Source organism: Pseudomonas sp. R3-52-08, assembly GCF_003851745.1.
In the GTDB taxonomy this organism is placed as follows: domain Bacteria; phylum Pseudomonadota; class Gammaproteobacteria; order Pseudomonadales; family Pseudomonadaceae; genus Aquipseudomonas.
In genome coordinates this window covers 5,617,306-5,629,729 of the sequence record NZ_CP027730.1, presented here as the reverse complement: position 1 = coordinate 5,629,729, position 12,424 = coordinate 5,617,306, and the positions used below count along the sequence as shown (strand labels likewise).

Below are 12,424 nucleotides of genomic sequence, written 5' to 3'. Positions count from 1 at the left end.
AGCGTGGGAACGATCAGGTCCAGGGTGAAGTACGAATCACCTCGACAAAATTCATCGGCTTGAACCCCGGCTCCTGATCCACCAGCACGTCGGTCTTCACATTGCCAAACGTGGTCTGCGGGCGATGACGCAAGCCATCGGCGAAGGCGCAGATGATGCATTCCTTGAATCCCTCACCGCGTGGATGCGCATGCACCACGGCTTCGCGCTGCACGTTGCTGAACGCGGCGTAGTCCAGGCCCAGCACGTCCATCTCCACGCCTGCCGTCACCAGCGCCACGGTCGGGCGCAGATGCTGCGGCACGCCCGGTGTGGTGTGCAGGGCAATGGACAGCCATACCTGTTCGATATCGTCATCACTGAGCCCATAAGGCTTGAGGAAAGCGGCCGCCGCGTTGGCGCCGTCCACTTCGAAGCGTTCGTCGGCACTGCGGTGGCCTTCCACCAGGCCGAGGTCGTGGAACATTGCGCCGACATACAGCAACTCCGGGTTGTACGCCAACTGCTTGCGCTCACCGCTCAATGCGCCGAACAGGAATACCCGGCGGGAGTGGTGGTAGAGCAGGTCGGACTCGATGTCGCGGATGTATTCAGTGGTGGCCCTGGCCAAGGCGCTGTCGGGGATCTTGATACCGGCGATGGTGGTGCTCATGGGGGTTCTCCTCTGGGAAGCATCCAGTCTGGTCGTGCTTGCGTGCGAGGGCTATGGCGGCGAGGGAGCGATCCCGGCCAATGTGCCGACACATCGTGCCAAGGCAAAATCGGCTAGGGTAGGGCCTGCGACAATCCAAATGTGGGAGGGGGCTTGCTCCCGATGGCGGTGGGTCAGTCATACATGTACTGACTGACACGGCCTCATCGGGAGCAAGCCCCCTCCCACAGGGTTCTGTGTTTTATTCAGCTAAGAAAAGGTGTCTGTGAGCATGGGCAAAACCGTCGCCATCCTGATCTTCCCTGGCGTCCAGTCACTGGACGTGACCGGGCCTATGGACGTGTTCTGCGAGGCCAACCGCTTCCTCGCGCCTGAAGACCACTATCAGCTGGACGTGATCGGCTTTGCACACGGCAGCATGGCCTGTTCCAACGGGTTGTCATTGCAGGCCCACCGGCATTACAGCGAGGCCCTGCAGGCTTATGACCTGTTGCTGGTCGCCGGTGGCCCGCAGTTGCCGTTCGAGGATTTTGGCCCGACGTTCGATGACTGGCTGCGCGCTGCCGCCGCGCGGGCGCGACGCTTTGGTTCGATCTGCAATGGCGCCTTCATGCTGGCCCGCGCCGGTCTGCTGGACGGTAAAACCGTGACCACCCATTGGGGAGACGCCGCCGACCTGGCCCGGTTGTGCCCCTCGGCCCACGTCGAAGCCGACCGCCTGTATGTGCAGGACGGCAACCTCTACACCTCGGCCGGGGTCACGGCGGGGATCGACCTGTCGCTGTACCTGCTGGCCCAGGACCATGGCCCGGAAGTCGCTTTGAGCGTGGCCAAGCGTCTGGTGGTGTTCACCCAGCGCTCGGGCGGCCAGTCACAGTTCAGTCCGTTCCTCACGCCCCATGCAGAAACCACCTCGGCGGTGGCGTTGGTGCAGTTGTACGTGCTGGCGAACCTGACCGGGGACCTGGGCATTGCCGACCTGGCCAGGGCGGCGAATATGAGTGCGCGCAATTTCTCCCGGGTGTTCGCCCGTGAAGCACGAATTACGCCGGCGGAATTTGTGGAGAGGGCGCGGGTTGATGCAGCGCGGGTCATGCTCGAAAGCACGCACGCGCCGCTCAAGACGGTGGCCTACCAATGCGGTTTTCGCGATGCGCAGCACATGCGCAGTGTGTTCAACCGTCGGCTGGGCGTGACGCCGCAACAGTTCAGGCTCAATTTCGCGGCGCCCGTGTAGCTTATCTGGCCGGTAGCAGCTTGAGGGTGCCACGGGTATTGGCCGTGATTTCCTCTTCATTGAAATGCGCCTGCTCGTAGCCGCCTTCGATATAGGTTTGCGCCTGATCGCTGTAGTGAGCATCAAAGGGCACACCGCTTTGCCCCACCGGGTTGATGGTCAAGGCATGGGCCGCGTCGGCGAAGTCGATCAGGCGGCGGGTCGAGGGGCCGTAGGTCACTGGCCAGGGCGCCGGGCCGATCATGGCGGTCTGGTTGTTCGGCACTTCGTGACTGCCCGGCGCCGCGAAGGGCCCCACGTTGAATAGCCTGTCCAGCGGCTTCTGCATGCCCAGCGGGTGGCCGTGGGTCAGGGTGTGCGCCTTGCCCCACTGCCACTGGGACGGATCATCGCCGAAGGTGGCTTTCAGGTGCGCCATGCTGTTGTCCCAGGCCAGCTTGACGGTGCCGGCTCGCGTGCCGTTCCACCAGGGCGAATCCGGCGTGGCGGCCAGGCGTGGCAGGGCGGCGTCGATCACGCGGGTGCCGAGCAGGGTCTTGAACATAGCGTCGCCCAGTTTCGGGTGGAAGGTGGCGTCAGCGAGATTGAACAGCAATTGGTTGAACAGGGTGGCGCTGGTGGAATCCAGCGGGTAGTCGCCTTTCCAGCTTGCCAGTTGCTCCACCAGCTTTACCTGCGCCGGGTCTGTGACCACCTCACGCAGCACCGGCAACAGCGGCGCCAGCAGGCGCGGCCCAAAGGCGGTGGTGGTGCCCAGTTGCAGGGCCTGGCTGTTGTTGACGTCCCACTTCACGCGGTTGTCGCTCAACTGCGCATTCAACTGCTGGCCACGGTCGGCCAGGTTGTAATAACCGGGAATCTCCATCCCGGTGGGCGATGCCGGCTGGGCATTGGCGGAAACCACATAGCCGCGCGCCGGGTTTTCTTCCTGGGGATTGGCGCTGAAAGGGTAGAAGCCCAGCTTGTCGGCCTGGGCGGTACTGCCGTCGAGGATGAACGCCGGGTTGACGCCGGCCGGGCGTATCGGCAATTGCGCCGCCGCCCACCAGCCAATATCGCCCTTGGCATTGGCCCACACGATATTCAGCCCAGGCGCCGAGACGTTAGCCGCCGCCGCGCGTGCCTTGGCCAGGGAGTCGGCACGGTTGAGCTGGTAGAAACCCTCGAGGATCGGGTTTTCGCTGTCGAGGAACGCCCACCACATGGCGATCGGCGTGGTGCCGGCGTTTTCACCGAGCACGTCATTGACGATCGGGCCGTGGGGCGAGCGGCGCAGGGTCAGCGTGACCGGGGCCTGGCCCTTGACCTGGATCTGCTGTTCGCTGCTGCTCATGTCGACCCACTGGCCGTGATACCAGACCTGGTTGGGGTTGGCCGGGTTGACCTTTTCGGCGATCAGGTCGAGGTCGTCGTTCTGGAACATGGTCAGGCTCCAGCCGAAGTCCAGGTTGTGCCCGAGGAAGGCCACCGGCACCAGCGCGTTGTGGTAGCCATACAACTCAAAACCGGGCGCCGACAGCTGCGCCTCGTACCACACCGACGGCACCGAGAAGCGGATATGGGGGTCGCCCGCCAGCAATGGCTTGCCACTCTGGGTGCGACTGCCGCTGATGGCCCAGGCATTGCTGCCTTCAAATTGCGGCAAGCCGTTGTCAGCCAGGGCCTGCTCGCTCAGGCTGGCGAGGGCGCCAAGGGTCTTCCAGTCGCCGGCCGCCAGGTTAAGGGCGCCTTTGGCTTGCCAATCGAGGTCGAAGACCTCGAGGTAGTCGCTGCCCAGTTGGTCGCGTACGTAAGTCAGCACCGGTTCGGTACGAAAGGCCGCAGCAAAGCTGTAGGCCATATACCCGGCGACACTGATGGAGTCCTCGGCGGTGAACGGGCGCTTGGGGATGCCCAGCACGTCGAACTCCATCGGGCTGGCGTGGCTGGCCTGATATTGGTTGATCCCGTCCAGGTAGGCTTGCAGGGCCTTCCAGGCGGCCGAGTCGGTGTTCATGTGCTCGACGTAGCTTGAGGCGCGCTCGCGTATCCGCAGGCTGCGAAACAGCTTGTCGGTTTCCAGCACCTTGGGCCCGAGCACCTCGGCCAGCTCGCCACGGGCCAGGCGGCGCATGATTTCCATCTGGAACAGCCGGTCCTGGGCATGCACATAGCCCAGGGCGCGGTACAGGTCGGCCTCGTTGCCGGCGCGGATATGCGGCACGCCACGGTCGTCGTAACGCACCGTGACCGAGCCTTGCAAGTGCGCCAGGGTGACCGTGCCCTGGCGGGTGGGTTGCTTGCTGTAGACGTACCAGCCGGCGCCGAGGGCGACCAGCACAACCAGCACCACGAGAGCCTGCAAGACACGCTTCATCGATTTTCCTTAACCCTGAATGGACCGACTACGGTTCCTTAGGCCACGAACAATAGCAGCCCACCGCCAGGGTGTGCGTGGCATTCACTTCGCGCCCGGCTTCGAGGGCCTTGAGGATCGGCTCAATAAAACTGTTGCCGGAATTGCACGTCAGCCCTTCGCTGTACGGCCCGAAATACGCCAGCTTGCCCGTACGGTCCCAGATACCCACGGCCGGGCTGGCCGGCACCTGATCGGCGCCGGGCAGGGCGTCGAGGGTTTTCATCTGGCGCAGGGTGTCCGGCAGGGCGCCGTGGCTGCCGGCCTTTTGCAAGGCATAGAACTCGACACCTTGCGGCGCGTATTGCTCGATCAGCTCGCTCAGGTGTTGCTGGTTACCGACATTGCACGGGCAGGCCGGGTCCCAGAAGTGCACCAGGCGAATCGGCCCAGGCCCGCGCAGTGCGGCGGGCAGTTGCAGCGCATCGCCGGAGAACACCGCCGTGTGTTCGCTGAAGGCGCGCAGGTAACGGCCCTGGAACCAGTCATACGCGGCCCACAGCACGGCGGCGCAGATAATCAGCACCAGGCTGGCGAACAAGGCAGTGCGGTGGGGCTGTCGCATTCAGAGGTATCCTCGCGGGTCGCGTAGCTTGCCATGCTTGTCCTGACAGATGAATATCGCAGCTCGATATTCATCTTCACCGTCAGTCTGGAAGCCTTTATGCCCGTTAACTTTGACCCTGATCATCTGCGCGAAAGCTTGCGGCCCCTGGTGGATGCGCAGCCTTTGTCAGCCGAGGCGCGGGTCTATCAACGTTTCTATGGACTCGACCTGGGCGCACGCAAGGTGCCGGCTGTGAGCCGTCTGGGGCGCTTGGAGGTGGGCGGGTTCGAGGTGGTGGCGCAGGTATGGTGGCCGGCTGCGCCGGTGGCGACAATGTTCATGTTCCACGGCTTCTACGACCATATGGGGCTGTACCGCCACGTAGTGGACTGGGCGCTGGACCAGGGCTTCGTGGTGATCGCCTGCGACCTGCCGGGCCATGGCCTGTCCAGCGGCGTGCGTGCCAGTATCGATGAGTTTGCGGTGTACCAGGACGTGGTCCAGGCGTTGTTCGCCGAGGCCCAGGCGCTGCAATTGCCGCAACCCTGGCACCTGTTCGGGCAAAGCACCGGCGGCGCCATCGTGGTGGATCACCTGCTCAACCACGGCGCCGAAAGCCCGGCCCAGGGCAAGACCTTTCTGCTGTCGCCGCTGGTACGTCCGCGTGCATGGGGCTGGTCGCAAGCCAGCTATTACCTGCTGCGCCCGTTCGTCAAAGGCATCGCGCGACGCTTCAGCGATAACTCCAACGACCCGGCCTTCAAGCCCTTTCTCGAAGCCGACCCGTTGCAGCCGCGCCAACTGCCGACCGCCTGGGTAGGCGCCCTGGCGCGCTGGATCAAACGCATCGAAGCCGCACCGCGCAGCCCACGGCGGCCGGTGATCGTGCAGGGTGAAGAGGATATGACGGTGGATTGGCAGCACAATTTGCGGGTGCTGCGCAGCAAGTTCGACCAGCCCGAGGTGTTGATGCTCAAGCGCGGCAGGCATCATCTGGCCAATGAAATTCCAGAAATTCGCGAAGAGTATTTCCGATATCTGACAGACCAACTGAAGTAACGCATTCCAAATGTGGGAGGGGGCTTGCCCCCGATTGCGGTGGGTCAACTACACATAAGTTGACTAACACACCGCTATCGGGAGCAAGCCCCCTCCCACATTTTTTTCTACTGCGTAAGGCTGGAGGTGCTTTGGCCGACCGCAAGGCCTGCGCGGATGGCGGCGAGCGCTGCCTGGTAATACGCCTTACCTTCCGGCGATTCGGCAAACGTAGCGAATTCTTCCAGCTCCGGGTCAGACAAATCCCGATAGACGTACAGCAGCGTGTTATTCAGATCTTTGTCGATCTGCTGCATCAGCCGCTCACGCTGCCCGTTCAACATGCCCTGAGCCTGGCCGCCGCCCAACAGGCCGGGGATCATCTGGCTCAAGCTGTCCGCCGCCACGCCGGCAATCGCCAGGCTGACTTCGGCGCCCGCTTCACGCGCGGGCAGGGCCTGGGCGAGGTGGCCGATGATCAGGCTGCGGGTAGCATCGGCTTGGATTTTCGGCAGGCCCTGGGCGTTTTTCGCCAATTGGTCGCGACGCGTGGCGAGCAGTTCGGCGGCGACAATCTTGCGGCCCAGGGGCGACTGGAAAAAAGCCAGGGCCGGTTTCGGGTCCGCCAGGTGCTTGCGCAACTGGGCCTCGGCACGCTGATCCATGGCCTGGGCCGCGAAGCGTTTGTTGCTGTTGTCCACCAGCGCCTGGTACACCGCCGGCGGCAGGCTGTTGCGGTAGCGCTGTTGGGCGGCACTGAGGGCGTCATTGAAATGCGCACGTTGTTCGGCCCAGCCGGCAACCTTGTACAACTGGTCATGGCCGTCTGCCCAGGCGGGCAAAACGCAGAACATCAGCAAGGAAAGAAACAAACGACGCATAAGGACTCCTGTCAGTCGGCCACTATTGTCCGTGTCGGGCGTAGGATTTGTCGAGAAGTCCTATCAGTCACCTGACTAAAGTGTATTCGAGCGCTCGACGGCGCTGTCGGATTTACAGGCGTATGGATACTATGCGCGCCATGCAAATGCCCCTTGATCACCCCCTGCTGCAACGCATTGTCGACGACCTGGCCGAACAAGGCTGGTCGCAGCAGCATGCCTTCCTGCCCCAGGCTCTGACCCTGGAGCTGGCGGCTGAGTGCCGTAAACGTGCGGCTGAAGGTGAGCTGGCGCCGGCGGCGGTGGGGCGCGGGCCCGCCCAGGAAATTCGCGAGGGGATTCGCGGCGACCACATCCAATGGCTGGAAGAGGGCGATGCCGCCGTCTGCGATACCTACATGGCGATAATGGACGGCCTGCGCCTGGCCATGAACCGTGGCCTGTTCCTTGGCCTGGAAGACTTCGAAAGCCACTTCGCGATGTACCCGCCCGGGGCGTTCTATCTCAAGCATGTGGATCGTTTTCGCGACGATGACCGGCGCATGGTCTCGGCCGTGATCTATTTGAACGACGCCTGGCTGCCCGAACACGGCGGGCAGTTGCGCATGTACCTCAAGGGTGGCATCGAACACGACGTGGCGCCTACCGGCGGCAGCCTGGTGGTGTTCCTCTCCGGCGAAGTGCCCCACGAGGTCCTGCCTGCCACGCGTGAACGCCTGTCCCTGACCGGCTGGTTCCGTCGGCGCGGCAACGAGCCGTTTTAAGCCGGCGTCAAGTCTTGCCTGGAACAAATGTGGGAGGGGGCTTGCCCCCGATAGCGGTGGGTCAGTCAGCTAATTTTGTGCCTGACACTCCGCAATCGGGGGCAAGCCCCCTCCCACATTGGTCACTGCGGTGCATTGCCTTCAAACCACTTGTGCTCCAACGCCTTCAAGCGGCCGTCGTCCTTCACTCGCTTCAACGCATTGTCCAGGCTGCTCTTGAACGCCGGGTTGCCCTTCTGGAACGGGATCACCAGCTCCGGCGTCTGGTGATACGCCGCGCTGAAATCGAACTGATCCTCAAGCTCGGCAGTCATAGCGATATGGTTAAGCGCCACGTCATATTTGCCGGTCGCCACGCCAGGCAGCAGGTCGGCATCATCGGTGGTGATAAACGAGGAGCGTACGTCCATCTCCTTTGCCAGCAGTTCACCCAGCTCGACCTCAAAGCCGGTGAGCTTCTCGCCCTCCTTGAAATTGTAAGGCGGGGTGTTGGCTTCAAGGGCGATGCGCAGCTCACCGCGATCGTTGACATCATCGATCAGCTCGGCATGAGCCGGGGCGCTTAGAAGGGGAAGCAGCAGTAACAGGCCAGGCAAAAAGCGCATGGTCACTCCTAAAGAATTCGTACGGGCGAGACGCCGTTCAGCATCGCTTTGCTATGGTGTCGAGTGCCTTGGACAGCAATTTGTCGCGAAGTTGTCATAACCCTACAGATTTCACCGAAAAACTGGAGAAGCGAATGAAAGCCCTTTTGTCCCGTGCAACCCTGGCCTCTTTGATGCTGGGTGCTTCGATGTTGGCCACTGCCGCCGACGGCATCCCGCGCAGCGCGCCGCCTGAAGGCGCGAAAGTATTCATCGTCTCGCCCAAAGACGGCGCCACCGTCGATAAGACTTTCACCGTGAAGTTCGGCATGGAAGGCCTGAAACTGGCGCCGGCTACCGACCAGACCGCAGGCACCGGCCACCATCACTTGCTGATCGACCAGAAAGAATTGCCCGATGCGAAACTGCCGATTCCGGCCACCGATACCGTGATCCATTACGGCAAGGCTCAGACCGAAACCGAACTGACCCTGACGCCCGGCAAGCACACCTTGCAACTGGTGGCCGGCGACAAACTGCACATGCAGTTCAACCCGACGGTCGCCTCGAAAGTCATCACGGTTAATGTGAAATAAAAAAACGGGAGTCCCTTGCGGGGCTCCCGTTTTTTTATGGCTGCAAGCTTCAAGCTTCAAGCTACAAGCTACAAGCTACAAGCAAGAGCTTTTAGCTTGCCGCTTGCAACTTGCCGCTTACAACTGCTCTTAAAACAACACCCGGCTACGAATAGTGCCGTTGATGTGCTGCAGCTTCTCTTGCGCCAGGTCCGAGTACTCGGCGTCGACGTCGATCACCACGTAGCCAACCTTCTCGTTGGTCTGCAGGAACTGACCGGAGATGTTGATGCCGTTTTCCGCGAAGACCTTGTTGATCTCCATCATCACACCCGGAATGTTCTGGTGGATGTGCAGCAGACGGTGCTTGCCAGGGTGAGCCGGCAGGGCCACTTCCGGGAAGTTCACGGACGATACCGAGGTACCGTTGTCGCTGTACTTGACCAGTTTTTCCGAGACTTCCAGGCCGATGTTGGCTTGGGCTTCAGCGGTGGAGCCGCCGATGTGCGGGGTCAGGATCACGTTGTCCAGGCCGCGCAACGGGCTTTCGAAAATGTCGTCGTTGGAGCGTGGCTCTACCGGGAACACGTCGATGGCGGCGCCGATCAGGTGCTTGTCCTTGATCGCCTCGGCCAGGGCGTCCAGCTCGACCACTGTGCCGCGCGCGGCGTTGATCAGGATCCCGCCTTTCTTGATGGCGCGGATTTCCTTCTCGCCGATCATCCACTGGGTTTCGGCAGTTTCCGGAACGTGCAGGGTGACGATGTCGGACATGCCCAGCAGCTCGGTCAGGCTCGACACCTGGGTGGCGTTGCCCAATGGCAGCTTGGTCAGGGTGTCGTAGAAGAACACCTGCATGCCTAAGCCTTCAGCCAATACCGACAACTGAGTGCCGATCGAACCGTAGCCGACGATACCCAGCTTCTTGCCGCGGATTTCGAAGGAGTTGGCCGCGCTCTTGATCCAGCCGCCACGGTGGCAGGAAGCGTTCTTCTCGGGGATACCGCGCAACAGCAGGATGGCCTCGGCCAGCACCAGCTCCGCTACGGAACGGGTGTTGGAGTACGGTGCGTTGAACACCGCGATGCCGCGTTCGCGCGCTGCGTTGAGGTCGACCTGGTTGGTGCCGATGCAGAAGCAGCCGACCGCCACGAGTTTCTTGGCGTGGTCGAAGATTTCTTCGGTCAACTGAGTGCGGGAGCGAATGCCGATAAAGTGCGCGTCGGCGATCTTTTCCTTGAGCTGGGCTTCCGGCAGAGAACTGGTGATGTACTCAATGCTGGTGTACCCGGCGGCTTTCAGAACGTCGACAGCCGATGGGTGGACGCCTTCCAGAAGAAGGAACTTGATCTTGCTCTTATCGAGAGAAGTCTTGCTCATCTGCGTAAACCTGTATCCCGGAGAAAAATGGCAGGGAATCGGATCGCTTAAGCTGACCCGGACGGCAGGAAAGCCGTCACCGCAGAAACGCCCTTGGGCTCTGTCCTGCGGGGGCGGTATGCTAGCATACGCGCCCCGCTAAACACCTATTCCTGCGACGTGAAGCGTTCTCAGGATGACCATGAATTGTTCGAGAGTTCTGTCGATGACCCATCCTGCCCTGATTGATGAGCTGAAGACCCTGGTTGAGCCCGGCAAAGTGCTGACCGACGCCGACTCCCTGGAGGCTTACGGCAAGGATTGGACCAAACACTTCGCGCCCGCGCCGTGCGCCATCGTCTTTCCCAAGACCACCGAGCAGGTGCAGGCCATCGTCCGTTGGGCCAATTCCCACAAGATGGCGCTGGTGCCATCCGGTGGCCGTACTGGCCTGTCGGCGGCGGCGGTGGCGGCCAATGGCGAAGTGGTGGTGTCATTCGACTATATGCACCAGATTCTCGACGTGAACCTTACCGACCGCACCGCAGTGTGCCAGCCGGGTGTGGTCACCAAGCAATTGCAGAACGTTGCCGAAGAACATGGGTTGTACTACCCGGTGGATTTCGCATCGTCCGGTTCCAGCCAGATTGGCGGCAATATCGGCACCAATGCCGGCGGGATCAAGGTGATTCGCTACGGCATGACCCGTAACTGGGTGGCAGGCATGAAAGTCGTCACCGGCAAAGGCGATGTGCTGGAACTGAACCGTGACTTGATCAAGAACGCCACCGGCTACGACATGCGCCAGCTGTTCATCGGCGCCGAAGGGACCCTGGGTTTTGTGGTGGAAGCCACCATGCGTCTGGACCGTGCGCCGAAAAACCTGACCGCCATGGTGCTCGGCACCACTGACTTCGACTCGATCATGCCGGTGCTGCACGCCTTCCAGAGCAAGCTGGACCTGACCGCTTTCGAATTTTTCTCCGACAAGGCCCTGGCCAAAGTCCTCGGGCGTGGCGACGTGCCAGCGCCGTTCGAAACCGATTGCCCGTTCTACGCGCTGCTGGAATTCGAAGCCACCACCGAGGAAGTCGCCAATCACGCCCTGGAGACCTTTGAACATTGCGTCGAGCAAGGCTGGGTGCTGGACGGCGTGATGAGCCAGAGCGAGACCCAGCTGCATAATCTGTGGAAGCTGCGCGAATATATCTCCGAGACGATTTCCCACTGGACGCCGTACAAAAACGATATTTCGGTCACCGTTTCCAAAGTGCCGGCTTTCCTGAAAGAAATTGACGCTATCGTCGGCGAGCACTACCCGGATTTCGAAATCGTCTGGTTCGGCCACATTGGCGACGGTAACCTGCACCTGAACATCCTCAAGCCGGAAACCCTGAGCAAGGACGAGTTCTTCGCCAAGTGCGCCACCGTGAACAAATGGGTGTTCGAGACCGTCGCCAAATACAACGGCTCGATCTCCGCCGAACACGGCGTGGGCATGACCAAGCGCGATTACCTGACTTACAGCCGCTCACCGGTTGAAATCGAATACATGAAGGCCGTGAAAGCGGTGTTCGACCCGAACGGGATCATGAACCCAGGCAAGATCTTCGTTGTTTAAGGAAGCTTTTTAAGGAGTCGTTCCATGAGCTACCAGCACAAGTATATCGACAGCACCAACATCCACTTTCCGGTAGGCAAAGTGGTGTGTATCGGACGTAACTACGCCGAACACGCCAAGGAGCTGGACAACCCGGTGCCGACCGAGCCGTTGCTGTTCATCAAGCCGGGCAGTTGCGTGGTACCGCTGGAAGGCGGTTTCACTATTCCTACCGAGCGCGGTTCGGTGCATTACGAAGCGGAAATCGCCGTGTTGATCGGCAAGCCGTTGTCGAACACGCCAAGCCGCGAAGAAGTGCTGGATGCCATCTCCGGCTTCGCCCCGGCGCTGGACCTGACCCTGCGCGACAAACAGGCCGAGTTGAAGGCCAAGGGCCTGCCGTGGGAGATCGCCAAGTCGTTCGACGGCGCGGCGGTGATTGCGCCTTTTGTGGTCGGCAGCACGTTCGCGGACGTGACCGATATCGGCATTCGCCTGACCATCAACGGCGAAGTCCGCCAGAACGGCAACAGCGCGCAGATGCTCAACCCGATCGTGCCGATGATCCAGCACATGGCCGGCTGCTTCTCGCTGCAGGCGGGTGATGTAATCCTGACCGGCACCCCGGCTGGCGTAGGGCCGCTGAATGTCGGCGATAAGCTGGTGCTGGAGTTGTCGGGCGTCAACCGCTTCGAGAGCGTCGTGCGCTGAAAAATGTGGGAGGGGGCTTGCCCCCGATTGCAGTGTGTCAGCCAGCTAACCTGTGCCTGACACTCCGCTATCGGGGGCAAG

12 protein-coding genes are annotated in these 12,424 nt (G+C 61.6%); 6 read left to right on the top strand and 6 right to left on the bottom strand.

Annotation, left to right across the window (positions count from 1 at the left end):
- Positions 1 to 13: 13 nt before the first annotated feature.
- Positions 14 to 652, bottom strand: a complete 639-nt coding sequence (locus C4J91_RS26060) for an HD domain-containing protein (RefSeq protein WP_124364866.1) — start codon at positions 650 to 652, stop codon at positions 14 to 16.
- A gap of 271 nt (positions 653 to 923) precedes the next feature.
- On the opposite strand from C4J91_RS26060, the gene C4J91_RS26055 reads away from it, so the two are divergent.
- A complete protein-coding gene (locus C4J91_RS26055; RefSeq protein ID WP_124364865.1) occupies positions 924 to 1,889 on the top strand; it encodes a GlxA family transcriptional regulator in 966 nt (321 codons plus the stop codon).
- A 1-nt stretch (position 1,890) separates the two neighbouring features.
- On the opposite strand, the gene C4J91_RS26050 is transcribed toward C4J91_RS26055, so the two are convergent.
- Complete coding sequence (locus C4J91_RS26050) at positions 1,891 to 4,245, bottom strand: penicillin acylase family protein (RefSeq protein WP_124364864.1); 2,355 nt, start codon at positions 4,243 to 4,245, stop codon at positions 1,891 to 1,893.
- Between the two features lie 28 nt (positions 4,246 to 4,273).
- Positions 4,274 to 4,849, bottom strand: coding sequence for a DUF6436 domain-containing protein (locus C4J91_RS26045; protein WP_124364863.1), 576 nt, complete (start codon positions 4,847 to 4,849; stop codon positions 4,274 to 4,276).
- A 99-nt stretch (positions 4,850 to 4,948) separates the two neighbouring features.
- Here C4J91_RS26045 and C4J91_RS26040 point away from each other — a divergent pair, with 99 nt between their 5' ends.
- Complete coding sequence (locus C4J91_RS26040; RefSeq protein WP_124364862.1) at positions 4,949 to 5,890, top strand: alpha/beta hydrolase; 942 nt, start codon at positions 4,949 to 4,951, stop codon at positions 5,888 to 5,890.
- A gap of 107 nt (positions 5,891 to 5,997) precedes the next feature.
- Here the strand turns inward: C4J91_RS26040 and C4J91_RS26035 are convergent, their stop codons facing one another.
- Complete coding sequence (locus tag C4J91_RS26035; RefSeq protein ID WP_124364861.1) at positions 5,998 to 6,750, bottom strand: DUF2059 domain-containing protein; 753 nt, start codon at positions 6,748 to 6,750, stop codon at positions 5,998 to 6,000.
- Positions 6,751 to 6,881: 131 nt separating this feature from the next.
- Between C4J91_RS26035 and C4J91_RS26030 the strand changes: the two genes are divergently transcribed.
- Positions 6,882 to 7,514, top strand: coding sequence for a 2OG-Fe(II) oxygenase (locus C4J91_RS26030; RefSeq protein WP_124365216.1), 633 nt, complete (start codon positions 6,882 to 6,884; stop codon positions 7,512 to 7,514).
- Positions 7,515 to 7,636: 122 nt separating this feature from the next.
- Here the strand turns inward: C4J91_RS26030 and C4J91_RS26025 are convergent, their stop codons facing one another.
- On the bottom strand, positions 7,637 to 8,119 hold the full coding sequence (locus C4J91_RS26025; RefSeq protein WP_124364860.1) for a transporter substrate-binding domain-containing protein: 483 nt from the start codon (positions 8,117 to 8,119) through the stop codon (positions 7,637 to 7,639).
- Positions 8,120 to 8,253: 134 nt separating this feature from the next.
- Here C4J91_RS26025 and C4J91_RS26020 point away from each other — a divergent pair, with 134 nt between their 5' ends.
- Positions 8,254 to 8,694, top strand: a complete 441-nt coding sequence (locus tag C4J91_RS26020) for a DUF4399 domain-containing protein (RefSeq protein WP_124364859.1) — start codon at positions 8,254 to 8,256, stop codon at positions 8,692 to 8,694.
- 129 nt (positions 8,695 to 8,823) lie between these two features.
- Here the strand turns inward: C4J91_RS26020 and serA are convergent, their stop codons facing one another.
- Complete coding sequence (gene serA, locus C4J91_RS26015) at positions 8,824 to 10,053, bottom strand: phosphoglycerate dehydrogenase (protein WP_034116292.1); 1,230 nt, start codon at positions 10,051 to 10,053, stop codon at positions 8,824 to 8,826.
- A 205-nt stretch (positions 10,054 to 10,258) separates the two neighbouring features.
- On the opposite strand from serA, the gene C4J91_RS26005 reads away from it, so the two are divergent.
- Positions 10,259 to 11,653 carry an FAD-binding oxidoreductase gene (locus C4J91_RS26005; RefSeq protein WP_124364858.1) on the top strand — a complete coding sequence of 465 codons (1,395 nt, stop codon included), beginning with the start codon at positions 10,259 to 10,261 and terminating at the stop codon, positions 11,651 to 11,653.
- Positions 11,654 to 11,677: 24 nt separating this feature from the next.
- Positions 11,678 to 12,343 (top strand): fumarylacetoacetate hydrolase family protein, encoded by a 666-nt coding sequence (locus tag C4J91_RS26000; RefSeq protein ID WP_124364857.1) that lies wholly within the window; start codon positions 11,678 to 11,680, stop codon positions 12,341 to 12,343.
- Positions 12,344 to 12,424: the final 81 nt, after the last annotated feature.

Coding starts and splice junctions, on each gene's coding strand:
- C4J91_RS26060 (WP_124364866.1), bottom strand. CDS start 652: ATGAGCACCACCATCGCCGGTATCAAGATCCCCGACAGCGCCTTGGCC.
- C4J91_RS26055 (WP_124364865.1), top strand. CDS start 924: ATGGGCAAAACCGTCGCCATCCTGATCTTCCCTGGCGTCCAGTCACTG.
- C4J91_RS26050 (WP_124364864.1), bottom strand. CDS start 4,245: ATGAAGCGTGTCTTGCAGGCTCTCGTGGTGCTGGTTGTGCTGGTCGCC.
- C4J91_RS26045 (WP_124364863.1), bottom strand. CDS start 4,849: ATGCGACAGCCCCACCGCACTGCCTTGTTCGCCAGCCTGGTGCTGATT.
- C4J91_RS26040 (WP_124364862.1), top strand. CDS start 4,949: ATGCCCGTTAACTTTGACCCTGATCATCTGCGCGAAAGCTTGCGGCCC.
- C4J91_RS26035 (WP_124364861.1), bottom strand. CDS start 6,750: ATGCGTCGTTTGTTTCTTTCCTTGCTGATGTTCTGCGTTTTGCCCGCC.
- C4J91_RS26030 (WP_124365216.1), top strand. CDS start 6,882: ATGCGCGCCATGCAAATGCCCCTTGATCACCCCCTGCTGCAACGCATT.
- C4J91_RS26025 (WP_124364860.1), bottom strand. CDS start 8,119: ATGCGCTTTTTGCCTGGCCTGTTACTGCTGCTTCCCCTTCTAAGCGCC.
- C4J91_RS26020 (WP_124364859.1), top strand. CDS start 8,254: ATGAAAGCCCTTTTGTCCCGTGCAACCCTGGCCTCTTTGATGCTGGGT.
- serA (WP_034116292.1), bottom strand. CDS start 10,053: ATGAGCAAGACTTCTCTCGATAAGAGCAAGATCAAGTTCCTTCTTCTG.
- C4J91_RS26005 (WP_124364858.1), top strand. CDS start 10,259: ATGACCCATCCTGCCCTGATTGATGAGCTGAAGACCCTGGTTGAGCCC.
- C4J91_RS26000 (WP_124364857.1), top strand. CDS start 11,678: ATGAGCTACCAGCACAAGTATATCGACAGCACCAACATCCACTTTCCG.